Source organism: Fibrobacter sp. UBA4309 (genome assembly GCF_002395745.1).
Classification (GTDB): Bacteria; Fibrobacterota; Fibrobacteria; order Fibrobacterales; family Fibrobacteraceae; genus Fibrobacter.
Window position 1 is genome coordinate 1 of record NZ_DGUN01000018.1, and the last position, 14,271, is coordinate 14,271.

Annotated in this window: 10 protein-coding genes; 2 read left to right on the plus strand and 8 right to left on the minus strand. The window is 54.0% G+C overall.

Annotated features, from left to right (window positions below; translation table 11 throughout):
* The 7 genes from B3M32_RS01960 to B3M32_RS01990 all read right to left on the minus strand — a co-directional run.
* On the minus strand, positions 1-278 hold a 278-nt coding region (locus B3M32_RS01960; RefSeq protein ID WP_290743105.1), incomplete at its 3' end, for an ABC transporter permease subunit.
* A gap of 18 nt (positions 279-296) precedes the next feature.
* A complete protein-coding gene (locus tag B3M32_RS01965; RefSeq protein ID WP_290743108.1) occupies positions 297-1,088 on the minus strand; it encodes an amino acid ABC transporter substrate-binding protein in 792 nt (263 codons plus the stop codon).
* Positions 1,089-1,273: 185 nt separating this feature from the next.
* Positions 1,274-2,050, minus strand: coding sequence for a succinate dehydrogenase/fumarate reductase iron-sulfur subunit (locus B3M32_RS01970; protein ID WP_073054923.1), 777 nt, complete (start codon positions 2,048-2,050; stop codon positions 1,274-1,276).
* Positions 2,050-3,963, minus strand: coding sequence for a fumarate reductase/succinate dehydrogenase flavoprotein subunit (locus B3M32_RS01975; protein WP_073114345.1), 1,914 nt, complete (start codon positions 3,961-3,963; stop codon positions 2,050-2,052). Before B3M32_RS01975 ends, B3M32_RS01970 begins: the two co-directional genes overlap by 1 nt.
* Before the next feature lie 17 nt (positions 3,964-3,980).
* Positions 3,981-4,826, minus strand: a complete 846-nt coding sequence (locus B3M32_RS01980) for a succinate dehydrogenase cytochrome b subunit (protein WP_290743111.1) — start codon at positions 4,824-4,826, stop codon at positions 3,981-3,983.
* Between the two features lie 37 nt (positions 4,827-4,863).
* Positions 4,864-5,316: a nucleoside-diphosphate kinase gene (gene ndk, locus B3M32_RS01985; protein WP_072797367.1), complete on the minus strand. Its 453-nt coding sequence runs from the start codon at positions 5,314-5,316 to the stop codon at positions 4,864-4,866.
* A gap of 234 nt (positions 5,317-5,550) precedes the next feature.
* Positions 5,551-7,623 (minus strand): tetratricopeptide repeat protein, encoded by a 2,073-nt coding sequence (locus tag B3M32_RS01990; protein WP_290743114.1) that lies wholly within the window; start codon positions 7,621-7,623, stop codon positions 5,551-5,553.
* 248 nt (positions 7,624-7,871) lie between these two features.
* Between B3M32_RS01990 and B3M32_RS01995 the strand changes: the two genes are divergently transcribed.
* Complete coding sequence (locus tag B3M32_RS01995) at positions 7,872-11,771, plus strand: hypothetical protein (RefSeq protein ID WP_290743117.1); 3,900 nt, start codon at positions 7,872-7,874, stop codon at positions 11,769-11,771.
* The gene (locus B3M32_RS02000; RefSeq protein WP_290743120.1) at positions 11,768-13,648 is read left to right on the plus strand and encodes a BamA/TamA family outer membrane protein; all 1,881 of its coding nucleotides are present in this window, start codon (positions 11,768-11,770) and stop codon (positions 13,646-13,648) included. The genes B3M32_RS01995 and B3M32_RS02000 overlap by 4 nt, the downstream gene beginning before the upstream one ends.
* Before the next feature lie 14 nt (positions 13,649-13,662).
* On the opposite strand, the gene B3M32_RS02005 is transcribed toward B3M32_RS02000, so the two are convergent.
* Positions 13,663-14,271 (minus strand): ATP-binding cassette domain-containing protein (locus B3M32_RS02005; RefSeq protein ID WP_290743123.1); only part of this gene is annotated, 609 nt, incomplete at its 5' end.

Consider the following 14,271-nt stretch of genomic DNA (forward strand, 5'->3'; position numbering starts at 1 on the left):
ACCGCCGGGAAGCGGTCAAACGAAAAATCCACGCCCGCATATTCGCTCAGGTAGTAGGAGCCGAAGTAAATCGCCACAATCTGGAGCAGCAAAGGGGTGCCGCGCATCACCGAAATGTAGAACGACACCGGGTAACGCACCACGCGCCACTTGCTCATCTTGAGAACCGCAATGAGCAGGCCCAGCGGAATCGAGAACAGGAGCGTGAGCCCGAAAATGGCGAGCGTCGTGCAGAAGCCGCCCCAGAGAATCGGGAGTAAATTGCTCAAATCAGACATGGAACCGCGCGCCGGCTGTTACTTGCCGAACCACTTGGCAGAGATTTCGTCGAACTTACCATCGGCCTTCATTGCAGCCAAAGTCGAGTTCACTGCGTCGCGCAGGGCCTGGTCCTTCTTGCGGAAACCCACGGCGTAGACTTCGTCGGAAAGGCCTTCCTCGAGCACCGTGTAGTCCTTCGCGTTCGTCACAATCCAGTACTTGGCCACAATTTCGTCCAGGAACACGGCATCGACACCGCCCTTGTCCAAATCCATGAGCGCCGTCTGGTTGTCATCAAACGGGACGATTTCCTTCGCGGCCTTGCCCGCTTCGGAGGCATCCAGGAGCTTCTGGGCGGTAGAGCCGTTCTGCACGGCAATCTTCTTGCCGGCGAGTGCAGCAAGACTTGCAAGTGCCTTGTCCTTCACCGTGAAAATCATGCGGTTCTTGAGGTACGGATCGCTCAGGTTCATGGCCTTCGCGCGGGCGCTGTCCACGCTCATGCCGTTCCAGATACAGTCAATCTTGCCGGTGTTCAGTTCCTGTTCCTTCGCATCCCAGGAAATCGGCTGCGTCTTGAGCTTCACGCCCAGGCGCGCGCAGACTTCGGTAGCGAGGTCGATATCGAAACCCACGATGTTGTTGTCCTTGTCGCGGAAACCCATCGGCGGGAAGGAATCGTCGAGACCGAGCACAAACTCGCCCGCCGCCTTCACCTTGTTCAGGGATTCATCGGCCTGAGTCTTGGATTCCGCCTTCTGGTCGTTGCAGGCAGAAAGAACCGCGGCACATGCAACCGCCGCAAACATCGCAAGAATCTTTTTCATAAACGCTCCTTTTTCATTTACAAGAGAAATATACAAAAAGGGCCGCATCGCTGCGGTCCCTTTTTCAGGTGGAAGGTTATAGGTTACAGGTCTTAGGGGAAGTATCACGCACTTCGTGCGTCCTTATAGGGCGGCGAAGCCGCGATTATCAACCTAAAACCTAACCCCTATTACCTAATTCCTAATTAGTCTTTCCCGTACACCTTTTCGGCGTAGGTGACTGTTGCGCCGAGGTATTCGCGGTTCATCTTGGCGATGTAATCCACGGTGATACCCTTCGGGCATGCGGCCTGGCATTCGTAAAGGTTCGTGCAGTTGCCGAAGCCTTCCTTGTCCATCTGGGCGACCATGGCCAAAACGCGCTTCTTCGCCTCGACCTTACCCTGCGGCAAGAAGCTGAGGTGAGAGACCTTCGCAGAAACGAAGAGCATTGCAGAAGCGTTCTTACAGGCGGCCACGCAGGCACCGCAACCGATACAGGCGGCAGCGTCGAATGCACGGTCGGCATCAGCCTTGGGAACCGGAATCGTGGAAGCTTCAGGAGCGGCACCGGTGTTCACAGAAATGAAACCGCCAGCCTGGATGATGCGGTCGAATGCGGTACGGTCCACGGCGCAGTCACGGATAACCGGGAATGCGGCGGCGCGCCACGGTTCGATCACGATGGTATCGCCATCCTTGAACTTGCGCATGTGAAGCTGGCAAGTGGTGGTCGCATGGTCAGGACCGTGCGGCATACCGTTGATGACGAGAGAGCACATGCCACAGATACCTTCGCGGCAGTCGTGGTCGAAGGCGAAGCCTTCCTTGCCCTGCTTCATCTGTTCTTCGTTCACGATGTCGAGCATTTCCAGGAAGGACATGTCCGGAGAAACATCGTTGATCTTGACAGTTTCGAACTGTCCCTTGGTCTTGGCATCCTTCTGACGCCAAATCTTCAAAGTCAAATTCAGTCCGCTCATTATTTGTAGCTCCTAGTAGCGAGGTGGACGTTATCAAAGGTAAGAGGTTCCTTGGAAAGTTCCGGTGCGACACCGTCGCCCTTGTATTCCCAGGCACCCACGTAGCAGAAGTTTTCGTCGTCGCGCTTGGCTTCGCCTTCCGGAGTCTGGCTTTCTTCGCGGAAGTGGCCGCCGCAAGATTCCTTGCGGTGCAGGGCGTCAAGAGTGAGGACTTCGGCGAATTCGAGGAAGTCAGCCACGCGGCCGGCGCGTTCGAGGTTCTGGTTGAAGGAACCTTCGGAGCCGAGCACGTTGACGTTTTCCCAGAATTCGGCACGGAGGGCCGGAATCTTCTCGAGGGCGGTCTTGAGGCCGGCCTCGTTACGGGCCATGCCCACGTATTCCCACATGATGTTACCGAGTTCACGATGGATATCGTTAACAGTGCGGTGACCCTTGATGGAGAGGAGCTTGTGGATGCGTTCTTCGGTCTGCTTCTTGCAGTCTTCGAACGCGGCATCGGATTCGGAAACCTTCTCGAGCTTGGTGCCCGCGAAGTAGCCGCCGATGGTGAACGGAATGACGAAGTAACCGTCGGAGAGGCCCTGCATAAGAGCAGAAGCGCCGAGGCGGTTTGCACCGTGGTCGGAGAAGTTGGCTTCACCGAGAACGAAGCAGCCCGGAATCGTGGACATCAGATCGTAGTCCACCCAGAGGCCGCCCATGGTATAGTGGATGGCCGGGAAGATACGCATCGGGACCTTGTACGGGTCTTCGTCGGTAATCTTTTCGTACATCTGGAAGAGGTTGCCGTACTTGGCAGACACGCCGGCAACGCCCATGCGCTGGATAGCGTCGGCGAAGTCGAGATAAACGGCCTGCTTGGTAGAACCCACGCCGAGACCTGCGTCGCAAACCTGCTTGGCGTTACGGGATGCCACGTCACGGGGCACCAGGTTACCGAAGCTCGGGTACTTTTCTTCGAGGTAGTAGTAACGATCTTCTTCCGGAATCTGGTCCGGGCTGCGGGTGTCGCCCGCCTTGCGCGGAACCCAGATACGGCCGTCGTTACGGAGAGATTCACTCATCAAGGTGAGCTTCGACTGCAGGTCGCCGTGGCGAGGAATGCAAGTCGGGTGAATCTGCGTGTAGCAGGGGTTAGCGAACAGGGCGCCGCGCTTGTAGGCACGGAAAGCAGCCGTGACGTTAGAACCCTGGGCGTTTGTAGAAAGATAGTAGACGTTACCGTAACCACCGGTGCAGAGGCACACAGCGTCACCCACATGGCTTTCAAGTTCGCCAGTGATGAGGTTACGGACGATGATACCGCGAGCCTTGCCGTCGATCACGACGAGGTCCATCATTTCGCGGCGGGGGAACATCTTCACCTTACCGGCGGCAACCTGGCGCATGAGGGCCTGGTAGGCACCGAGCAAGAGCTGCTGACCCGTCTGACCGCGAGCGTAGAACGTACGGGAAACCTGCGTACCACCGAAGGAACGGTTGTCGAGGAGGCCACCGTATTCACGACCGAACGGAACACCCTGGGCCACGCACTGGTCGATGATGAGATTAGAGTTTTCGGCCAAGCGGTGCACGTTGGCTTCGCGAGCGCGGAAGTCACCGCCCTTCACGGTGTCGTAGAACAGACGGTAAACGGAGTCGCCGTCGTTCTTGTAGTTCTTGGCAGCGTTGATACCACCCTGAGCAGCAATGGAGTGTGCGCGACGGGGGCTATCCTGGATGCAGAAAGACTTGACATTGTAACCAAGTTCGGCAAGGGAAGCGGCAGCGGATGCACCGGCAAGGCCAGTACCAACCACGATCACCGTGAACTTACGCTTGTTGGCGGGGTTCACGAGCTTGAGTTCGAACTTGTGCTTGGTCCACTTTTCTTCGATGGAACCACCGGGGATTTTAGAATCAAGAATCATTAGTGGGCTCCTTAAAATTAAGCGTTAAAAGAAACTTCGACGGTGCCGACAGAAGGAATCACGAAAGAAGTCTTGGCGGCTTCCTTGGCCTTCTTCATCTGTTCGTACTGCGGCTGGAGGCTGCGGGACTTTTCGATGAGGGCCTGGGTACCCGGCTGGTTAGCGAGGTAGAAGGCTGCAACGGCGGTGATACCGAAACCGAGGGCAACGATAATGCTGTAAGCGATACCGGCGATATCGATAATCGGGGTCCACTTCTGGTGAGCAATGCCCATGGTCTGGAAAGCAGAAGAAATAGCGTGGAAGAGGTGCATACCGATCACGAACATGCTGACCACGTAGAATGCAGCCCAAGCCGGGTTAGCAAACATCTGGATGGTGGTGAGCCACATGTCGCGGACGATTTCACCTTCGGCATTCACATAGAGGTAGTGTTCGCCGAACTTGAGCATCATGAGGTGCTGCACGAGGAAGCCGAGAATGAAGAGACCGGACCAGATCATGGTGAAGGTCGCGAAAGTCTTCTTGCCCTTGCGAGCGTTGACTTCGTAGTCGATGCCACCGCGAGCCTTCTTGTTCTCGATCTTCAGCTTGATAGCAAGGAAGATGTGGAGAGCGAAAGCAGCCACCAGCACCAGTTCGACGAGATAAATCATCTTGATCGGGAAGTGGAGCGGGTTGAATCCGGTCAGGAATTCGGTGTAGGCATTGTAAGATGCCTGAGCCGCAGCCTGATCGAAATTCAGAAGCTGGAAGTTACCACACATGTGGCCGAAGATGAACAGGGCGAGGAACGCGCCTGTGCATCCCATGATCTGCTTCTTACCGATGGAAGAGGTAAGATACTTGACGATCCATTGCATTGAGTTGTGTCTCCTTGAGGGGGGTTATTTTTGAAACTTAGAGGACGCAGCAGGCCTTGAGGCTCGGCATTTCGTAAGCGTAGCGTTCGTCTTCCTTGAACCAGAAGTCCAGTTCGCGCTTGGCGGATTCGGGACTGTCGGAGCTGTGCACGACGTTTTCGGTCATGGAAGGGGCAAAGTCGTAGCGGAGGGTACCGGGTTCCGCCTTAGCCGGATTGGTGGCACCGTTGATGGCGCGGACCTTGGCAATGGCATTTTCGCCGCCGAGGGCGAGCATCACGGACGGGCCCTTGGTCATGTAGGCTTCGAGTTCCGGGAAGAACGGCTTTTCCACGTGTTCGGCGTAGAAACCGCGAGCATCGGCAGAGGTCATCTGGTGCATCTTCACGGCGCAGACGGAGAGGCCTGCAGCGATGTAACGGTCGATAATGCGTCCGATGAGGCCAGACTTGACCGCATTGGGCTTGATCATTGCAAATGTCATTTCCATAGTAGGTACCTTTTAGTTAAAGATGTGAGAAATATAGATTTTAGACGAAAGACGATAGACGATAGACGATAGATTATGCTGGTTTTAGACGATAGATGATAGACGAAAGACGATAGACGATAGACGAAAGACGATAGACGATAGATTGTGCTGGTTTTAGACGATAGATTCAGTGTAAAAAAGCAACGATTTTCACCTTTCGTCTACCAGCGAACGAAGCGAGCGGTCTTTCGTCTATTCTTCGGCCTCGATCTTCTTCACGAGGTCATCGGCGAGCTTTCCGCCGCTGCGGATGTTCTCGGCCAGCCAGTCCACCGACTCCTTCAGTTCGCTCTGGGGGTAGCGTTTCAGGAACTCGTCAAACAGCGTAAGAGCCAGCGAATCGTTGTTGATGTTCTCGTCGAGAATGAACCCGCGCGTAAAGAGCGCCTTCTCGGCGTTCGGAGAATTCGGCCACATGGTATAGAAGGCGTAATATTCCGCTTCGGCATCGTTATATTCTTCGTTCTCGTTCTGGACCTGAGCCATCTCGTAGGCCACCTTCTCGAAAAGCGAGTCGTCTGTCGCGTAGGCATTCATCACCTTGCGGTAGGTATTGTATGCCGAGGAGCGGTTGCCCGCATTGCGCAAGGAATCCGCCTTGGCCATGAGCTTTTGCGGATCGTATTCACAGACGTGTTCCTCGACAGAGGTGTCGTAGATGTGCCTCGTAGCCGAAGCGTAGGCCTCGTCCATCCAGCGCTGCTTCATCCAAATCTTGTATTCGGACCCGCGCTTCCCGTAAATCCTGGGGATGCTCTGCTCGTAAGTAGAACCGGCAGGGTTCATGCGGTAGCCCATGTAGTATTCGTGTTTGTACAAATTAACCGGCAAGGTCAGGTAATTCAGGAGTTCGGGCTTGGCCTTTTCGAAAGGCAGCCTTTCGCGGAACACCGAATCCATACGGTCATACAGGGTTTTGAGGCTGTCGTCGCTCACCTGGGCAGAGATTTTCTTGTCGATATAGGAATCCACGATGAACTGGGCGCGCGTGTCGCGAACAATGGCTCGGTATTCCCAGGTATGGTCCAGCTTGAGATCCCATGCGACCAAGGCATAGGAGTAGCTTTCCACGATGCTCCTCACGACATATTCAAGAGCCCTTATATTGTTGGGAGCATGGAAATAGCGGTTATTGAAACGGAAGAAATCGGCCATGGTGAACAAGGGCTTCCCATCCAGGGATATCAGGACAAACGAGGAATCCAATTCGGGCAAGCCATCGACTGCAGCGATTGCCGCAGCATCGGCCTTAGCGCGGTCAAAGGGCTTCTGTTCCGGGGGCACCTGGCGCACGAGGAAGAACTTGTGATAGCTCTTCGTTATCTCCGACATCATCGCCGGGGTCACGAAACCCGGTTCGCGGTTCATCAAGACTTCATCCAGGCCCCTTACCACGCCGATATTGTACGGCAAGGCGTACCCCTGTTTCACGACGCCCACGTAACCGCTATCCTTCGCCGTATACTCGTTCTTGTCGGACTTGGCGGCAATCTTCTTGAACTGTTCCAGCGAGATTTCGCCCTGGACTAGTTTTTCCAGCTTTGCAGAATCTGCGCCCTGGACCTGGTACAGTTCGTAGCCGGGAACCGTCATGAACTTGTCCTTGTGTTTCTCGTAATATTCTTCTGCCGACATCGGCTGAACCGGGTGAACAACCAGGCGCTTATTATCCTTGGCCTTCTCGATTTCGCTCGTGCGGAGTTCCTCGCGGCGCTTCGTCACGAATTGGTCGCGCGCAGACAGCGTGTCCTGGCGGGTAACGTTTGTCCAGCCGGCATAGAGACTACCCAGGAATTCTTTCCAGGCTTCCTGGTTCTTGTGGATGTAGTACTCCCCCGCCACCACGGAGCGGTCGAACACCCTGTTGGAATCCGACGGGAAAAGTCCCGAGTTCGTGTCGTAGAAAAGGCGCAGTTCCTCGTCGGAATACGTGAGGCATTCCATCACATAGAAACGCTGGAACACCATCGTGAGAATCCTGACATCAATATCCTTGTAGTATTGCTCCCACTCGGCATTCAATTCGGGATATTCAGAAAGGGCCCTGGATACAAGGGCGGCCGGTCCAAGGAGGTTTTCGTACAGGGCTTCCTTGCGGTCCTGGGACTTAATGCCGGGAGAAACCTTGTACAGGAGATCTTCGTCTTCGGTATAGACCTTTTCGTCATTTATACGGGCCAGGATGGAATCCTTTTCGCCAACGCCGTTACAGCCGCACAAGAAAAGAAAACCGAAAGAAAGGAGAATACCCAGAAATTTCTTCATGATTACCTCTATAGCAACACTGGCAAGAAATATTAGAAATTTTAGGACAAACAAAAATTACGGTTTCCCTCCGGCACCAAAAGTCCAATTTTTCCCTTCTCCCCGCCCAAGTGTAAACAAAAAGTTTACATCATGCATTTTTTCTAACATCAAATTGATGTAACCCTTTGAATACCAACGAGTTACACGTGTTTTTCAATCTGTTTTTAAAACGGTCTTGCCACGTGATTTCTATAATTTTTAGCAAGTTGAAGAAGATAACTTCGACATTCGGAATAACCGCCGTAATAGTTACGGCGATTGTAGGTGCACTTGCCCTGTGCGCCTGGTTCTCCTATGTTCTCTTCAAGACCTACCTGGAGTCGCCGCACACCTACGGAGAAACTACGGTCACCCCCTTCGGCCACCAGATGGACGGCCCGCTGACGCACTCCTGGGACTCGCTACAAATCGAAACGAGCGGCACCGTAGTCACGCTAAAGAACATCGCGTTCGACGTAACTATCCTCGGCGACGAAAAGGGCCTCAAGGCCATGGCGAACGAAGTCAACGTGAATATCGACCTGGATGCGCCAGACAAGCCCAAGCCGCCCGACGAATCGCCGCCTACATTCCCGTCCAGGGCAAAATTCTACCTGCCCGTGCAGGCTAACGTACAAAAGGTTTCCGTCTCTGCCGGCGATAAGCACTGGGAAGCCAAGAACATCTCGCTGAAAAGCGAAGGCATAGAAGAAGCCAGTTTCCAGGCAAGCCATATTAATGGCACCAACATAGCGCACGAAACCAGCATCAAGCTGAAGGCAAACTTCAGCGGGGACAACGTAAACGTAGACGCCAAGATCGGTGCCGGCAAGGACACGATTGCCATCCAGGGAGACCTGCCCAAGGACAACCTCGCAGCCGTCAGCTCGAACGTCAACATGGAAGTCGACAAGCCCGAGGATTGGCTGCCCTTCGAACTGCCAGAAAAAGTTCCCGACATAGGCAAGCTGCAAATCAAGGGCGAAGTCCAGCTCGACCCGAAAACGCACACGCCCCGCTACAAGACGGTCATAAAGACAAGCATCGGCGAGTTCTGGCCGCTGTTGCCGCTCGACGCCACAATTCATTTCGACGGGGACGACAAGAACTTCCATACGGAGATATTCCTCGAAAACAACGAGGGCGGCTCCATTTACCTGGAAGCCGACTTCGACAAGGACCTGAACGGAACTGCACGTGGAAAGGTCGAGAAGATGAACGCGAAGTTCGGGCCGCAGATAATGCCGCTAGACATGAGCATCCATTCCGCAGAAAAGAACGGCAACAAGATAGACGTCGTGGCGGAAACGCGACAGGGATCCGTCGTGGAATGCTCCATGAACCTCGAGGACAAGTTCAGCCTTACCTACTTTGGCGACATGTCGCCCTACGAACCGTGGGCGCTGGACTGGAGCATGGGCAAGTTCGAACTCGAAGACCGATTCAAGATCTACGGTTCGTTTGCCGATGGCCACATGAAGGCCCTGGTCAAGATAGACACGATTCCATTCGTATGGCACGTAACCGCGGACTCGCTACAGATAATGCTGGACCTCGACAGGAACGGCATCAAGTTCTCGAACGGCATCATCTACACGCCCAAGGAAACATTCGACGTGACCGGCGATGTCGTCTGGAACAAAGAGAACCCGCACACATCGTGGAAGGTCACCCAGCGAAACGGCGGAACATGCGAAGCCTACATCTCCATCATAGATTCCACGACGATAGACATAAAAGCCGACAGCGTAGAAATTTCCACCATACCGTTTGCAAGGATTAAGCTCAGTGAAAACCTGAACGGACGCGTCACGGGAAAATGGAAACAGAACTTCGACACGAAGGTCGGCGAACTGGAAGCCGCGATTGCCGGCAATGTCGAGCCGTTCAACCTACAGGGCCAGATCAAGGCTCGCGAAAACGGCGATACGATATTCATCGAAAAGGCCGAAGCCACACACAGCAAGAACAAGGTGGAAGGCGAAGCCATCTTCATATTGCCGAACGATTCGAATCCGGACTTCAACCCGACAGGAAACCTCCCCATCCAGATTGTTCACGCCTGGGCGTCGGCAAGGGAATTCAACATTCCGCTACTGCTAGAACCGCTTGGAGACACGACCTTCGCCTCCGGTCTGATTAGCGGTGACCTGTCGTACGTAGAAAACCTCGGGCTGCAGGGCAACGTGGACTTCAGCAACCTGGAATTCAAGACGATATCGCCGATGTTGTTCAACGTGAAGAAGATGAGCATGTTCGCCGAGGCAAGCAAGGTGGAACTGAACGCCTACCTGGGAATCGGCGGTGGCGGATGGACAGGCAACACGCAGATTATCTTGGACAACGTATTCAAGTCCAGGCGGCATATCAGCATTTCGCACAACAGTGACAACGGCGGCGACCTGTACGCCGAAGGCTTCATCGACTCTACGCTGACATTCAACGGAAAACTGAACATGAACGGTTCATGGTTTATCCCGGGAACAGTGAGCGAAGTAAAGAACACCGATTTGGAAATCGACGTATCTGCAAGAATCAAGGAAGGTCTCAAGGGAATCACGGCCGACATCCGTTCGGATTCCACGTTGTACCAGCCCCCCAAGTTCAACTACCAGTTCCCCATCAGGATCCGTGGACATCTTGAAAACGGATTGCTGGACATCAGCGAAATCCAGACGCAAAACGACAGCGGCGAAACCGTTGCCGGCAAGCTGCAGTACGACCTCGACAGCCTCAAGCTACGGGCACTCGATTTCTATTCCGAAATCTACACGCTGGACAAAGCGCCACACAAGATTATCGCCAAGGATATCCAAGGCCACATGGAAGAGACGGAAGACGAAATCATCATTTCGGGTACTGTCGGAGATATCCACTACTCATTCTTTGACAAGGCATACGGCGAGGCCGAAGCTATCGGGCGAAGCGACTTGAGCCTGACTATTCCGCACGCCCGCAACGGAATCTTGCAGAACAAGACTATCAGCGGCAACGTCTCTGTCGACAAGCTCGTATACCACAGGGACCTCGAAATCGAAGTCACCCCGGCAACTATAGACAAATTCATCACGCTCTTCAACAACGCGCTCGCCAAGCTCCGGAACAAGGAAGCCGAAGTCCGCGTATCCGCTCAAAACCCGATTAACCTTTCGATCCATATCAACGATTCCCAGACAGATTCCATCCAGGTCGTAACACCGTTCGCCACGTTCCCCCTCACCTTCGACGTGTGGGTGCTCGGCAATACGAACAGGCCTCTACTCCGTGGCGATGTCACAAATGCCAATGCGGGCTTTATCGGCGTACAAGAAGTCTACGAGTTCGACTTGAATTCGTTCAGGATTTCTTGGAACGACGTGCCCTGGCAGCATGGCATTGTCGATGTGTCCAGCTCGCAGGAACTCCCCTACTGCGACGAAATTGAAAGCACCGAAAAAGAGACATGCCCTGTGAACCTGGATTTCCAGGGAACCATCACGAACGTGCAACCGATTCCCAGCAGTAACTGCGGGAACGAATCGAGTGCGGCCTCCATTTACTACAACATCTTCCTCGGCTGTATCGCCAACCAGGACAACGAAACGACCGACTGGAACAAGCTCGCCGGCAAGGCTATCGGCAAGATGATTACGACGACAGCGAACAAAACTCTCGGCGGAGACTACATCGGCGATATCGACATGAAGGTGATGCTGTTCGAAAACAACACCACGAACGAAAAGGACTCCAGCTACTTCAAGCTCCCGATTTCCCTGGACCGCTGGGTCAAGGACTTGAGTCTTATCTTCGGTTACACGCAAGACCAGAGCGAAAACCCGACATACGACCAGTCTCTGCAATTCGGGCTCAACTACACGCTTCCCGTATTCAAGAACAAGGAGTACTCGCACAAGAACCACATTTCGCCCACGACATCGCTCTATGCACAGCTCGTGTCTAAGCAGTACCTGACAAACACCGGTACCGAAGGTAACGAAAACCGTGTTGAAAAGAACATCGGTATAAACTATGTTTACCGCTACTGGAATCCGTGCCTGTTCGGCATCGGCAAATGCGAGACGATTCCGAACCCGAACGAGAAAAGCAGTGAGACCCAACCACCCCTAAAGAAGTCGGAGGCTAAATGACGAAAAAGCTGATTAGTCTCCTTCTCCTGTTCTTCGTTTTCGCCCAGGCCGACGAAAATGTGAAACACCCGTGGTATACCGACTTTTTCGGAAACGAACTTTTCTCCAAAGTCGTTCTTGACGAACAGCTGGATATCCCCGAAGAATTCGGACAGCTCGACACCACCAAGCAGGATTTCATGATGTTGCTCTCTTCGGAGAACATCAAGTCGCTGTACTATTCCCGCGGATACTTCAGCCTCGAAATGAAGATGGACATCAGGCGCGAATACTACTCGCTCGACAGCATGCAGCGCGGCTACCTGTTCACCATCAAGGAAGGCGACCGCTACAAGTTCAATGGAGTCAAGATTACGGGATCGACCAAGGAAGACGTCGAAATCAAGCAGGCATCGCTGAACACAAACCAGAACCGGTATTTCGAGCAGGAAGATATTGACGAAGACATCCAGTACATCTTGACATCTTACAGGCGCCAGGGATACCTGCACGTGTACGTGACATCGACCGAACTTCTCGACACTGTCGAGAAAAAAATCTACGTTGAAATCAACGTGGAATCGGGCCCCAAGGTCATCATGGGGAACATCGTGAGTACGACACAGCAAGTCGGCGACCGCAATCACAGGGATGGAGACGAGGGACTGACGGATACGGCATGGCTTTCGAGCCTGTGGCGTATTCCCAAGGGCGAAACCATTGACGGAAACCAGTACAATTCCTTCAAGAACAAGCTCCTGTCGACACAGCTCTTTACGCAGATCAAGTTGAGCGATTCCTTGCGAAACGACGGCCTTTCGGACGTGCACCTCGATGTCGTCGAACGCATTCCCGGCGAAGCTCGCTATGGAATTTTCTACGAAGAAATCTACGGATTCGGCGCCCACGCATTCGCCAAGCACAAGAACTTCTTCGGGACCTTCAACGAATTCTCGACTAATTTCCAGGTAGCACAGCACAAGCAAGAAATCTCTTTTGGCTATGCAAACCCACTCCTGTTCGGGACGTCGTTCACCTTCATTCCGACAGCCATCCGCTTTGAAGACCGCCTGACGTTCAACCACGAAAAAATCAACCCGCCCGCCTACCCCGACAGCATCGAAGAGCGCTACGAAGTCATCAACCGTGGAGACCTTACCTTCGGCATTACGAGCCATATCCGGTTCCGTGGCACAGTCGATACCCGTTACGTGAACAAGAATGACGACCAGATGTTCAAATTCAAGGGAGAAGTCGCCTTGACATTTGACTACACCGACGACTATTTCAATCCGACAAAAGGCATCCGCTTCGCACCGACGACAGGTATCGGCACCAACCTTACTGCCTCGCTCGACAATCCGAAGATGATCGGCAACCCCTACACCTACGGCGAAGCGACCGTGAACCTGTACTTCCCGCTATTCTGGACATTCTACGGAGCCTTGAGCGGCAGTGCAGGCAAGTTCTTCGACAAGGCAATCGAAGACGACGCCCGCGTATTCTACCAGGGCGGTTCCAGGTCGGTACGCGGTTACCGCTTCCGCAGCATCTATGCGAGCTACGAATCCGAGGATAGTGACGGCGAAACCATCATCAACACGGGCCTTACGCCGATGTACTACCGATTCAACCAGGAAGTCCGCTGGACACTCCCGTGGAAATCCGCGAAACGTTGGCAGATCGTGCAGTTCTTCGACTGGGCGAAAGTCATGGACGAAGAAAAAGACGTATACGAAGAAGAAGCCGACGCGAGCCTCGGTCTAGGACTGCGCTACCACTGGCAATTCCTGACATTCCGCCTGGATTACGCGTTCAAGAAGACGTTCCTCAACTGGGACGGCATGGAATCGTTCGCATGGGGACGTTTCGCATTCGACCTTTCACACGCATTCTAGGGCGGCAAGGCCGATTACACATTCCTTGTCACTGTGTCGCGGTAGAGTTTCGCGAGGTTAGCGGTGTCGTTCGTAACGTCTGCCTTGATGCCTGCGGCAGCGAGCGCACTGCGTAGCTGTTCAAGCGTCACGCCGGAAGCCGCCTCCACCCGGAACGTCGCGGTTTCGCTCGCAATGTCGGCGACCCGTCCGCTCTTCAAGACACTCCCGCGGTCTATAACCGCATAGTCGGTTGCCTCCTCTTCCATCTCGGCGAGGATATGCGAGCACACGATGGCCGTACCGCCTTCCTGCTTGCGCCAATCCGCAATGAGTTTCCACACCGTCTCGCGCGACATCGGGTCGAGATTCGCCACAGGCTCGTCCAGAATCAACAGGCGCGGCGCAGGTGCCATCGCGCGCAGCAACTGTACCTTTTGGCGGTTCCCGAGCGAAAGCTTGCCCATGCGGGTATCGAGTGGCGGAAGTTCCAGGCTTTTAGCAATGCGGGCAATGCGTTCGCGGGCCTCGGTATCGTTCCACCCGGAAATGCGGGCCGCATAGAACCCCACGAAATAGTCCACGTACTCGTTTATCGAAAGTTTCGGGTAGATGCCCGGATTCTCGAGCAGTATACCGCAGGC

Excerpts from the sequence above, each read along its gene's own strand:
- B3M32_RS01965 (WP_290743108.1), bottom strand. The coding sequence starts at position 1,088 with ATGAAAAAGATTCTTGCGATGTTTGCGGCGGTTGCATGTGCCGCGGTT.
- B3M32_RS01970 (WP_073054923.1), bottom strand. The coding sequence starts at position 2,050 with ATGAGCGGACTGAATTTGACTTTGAAGATTTGGCGTCAGAAGGATGCC.
- B3M32_RS01975 (WP_073114345.1), bottom strand. The coding sequence starts at position 3,963 with ATGATTCTTGATTCTAAAATCCCCGGTGGTTCCATCGAAGAAAAGTGG.
- B3M32_RS01980 (WP_290743111.1), bottom strand. The coding sequence starts at position 4,826 with ATGCAATGGATCGTCAAGTATCTTACCTCTTCCATCGGTAAGAAGCAG.
- ndk (WP_072797367.1), bottom strand. The coding sequence starts at position 5,316 with ATGGAAATGACATTTGCAATGATCAAGCCCAATGCGGTCAAGTCTGGC.
- B3M32_RS01990 (WP_290743114.1), bottom strand. The coding sequence starts at position 7,623 with ATGAAGAAATTTCTGGGTATTCTCCTTTCTTTCGGTTTTCTTTTCTTG.
- B3M32_RS02000 (WP_290743120.1), top strand. The coding sequence starts at position 11,768 with ATGACGAAAAAGCTGATTAGTCTCCTTCTCCTGTTCTTCGTTTTCGCC.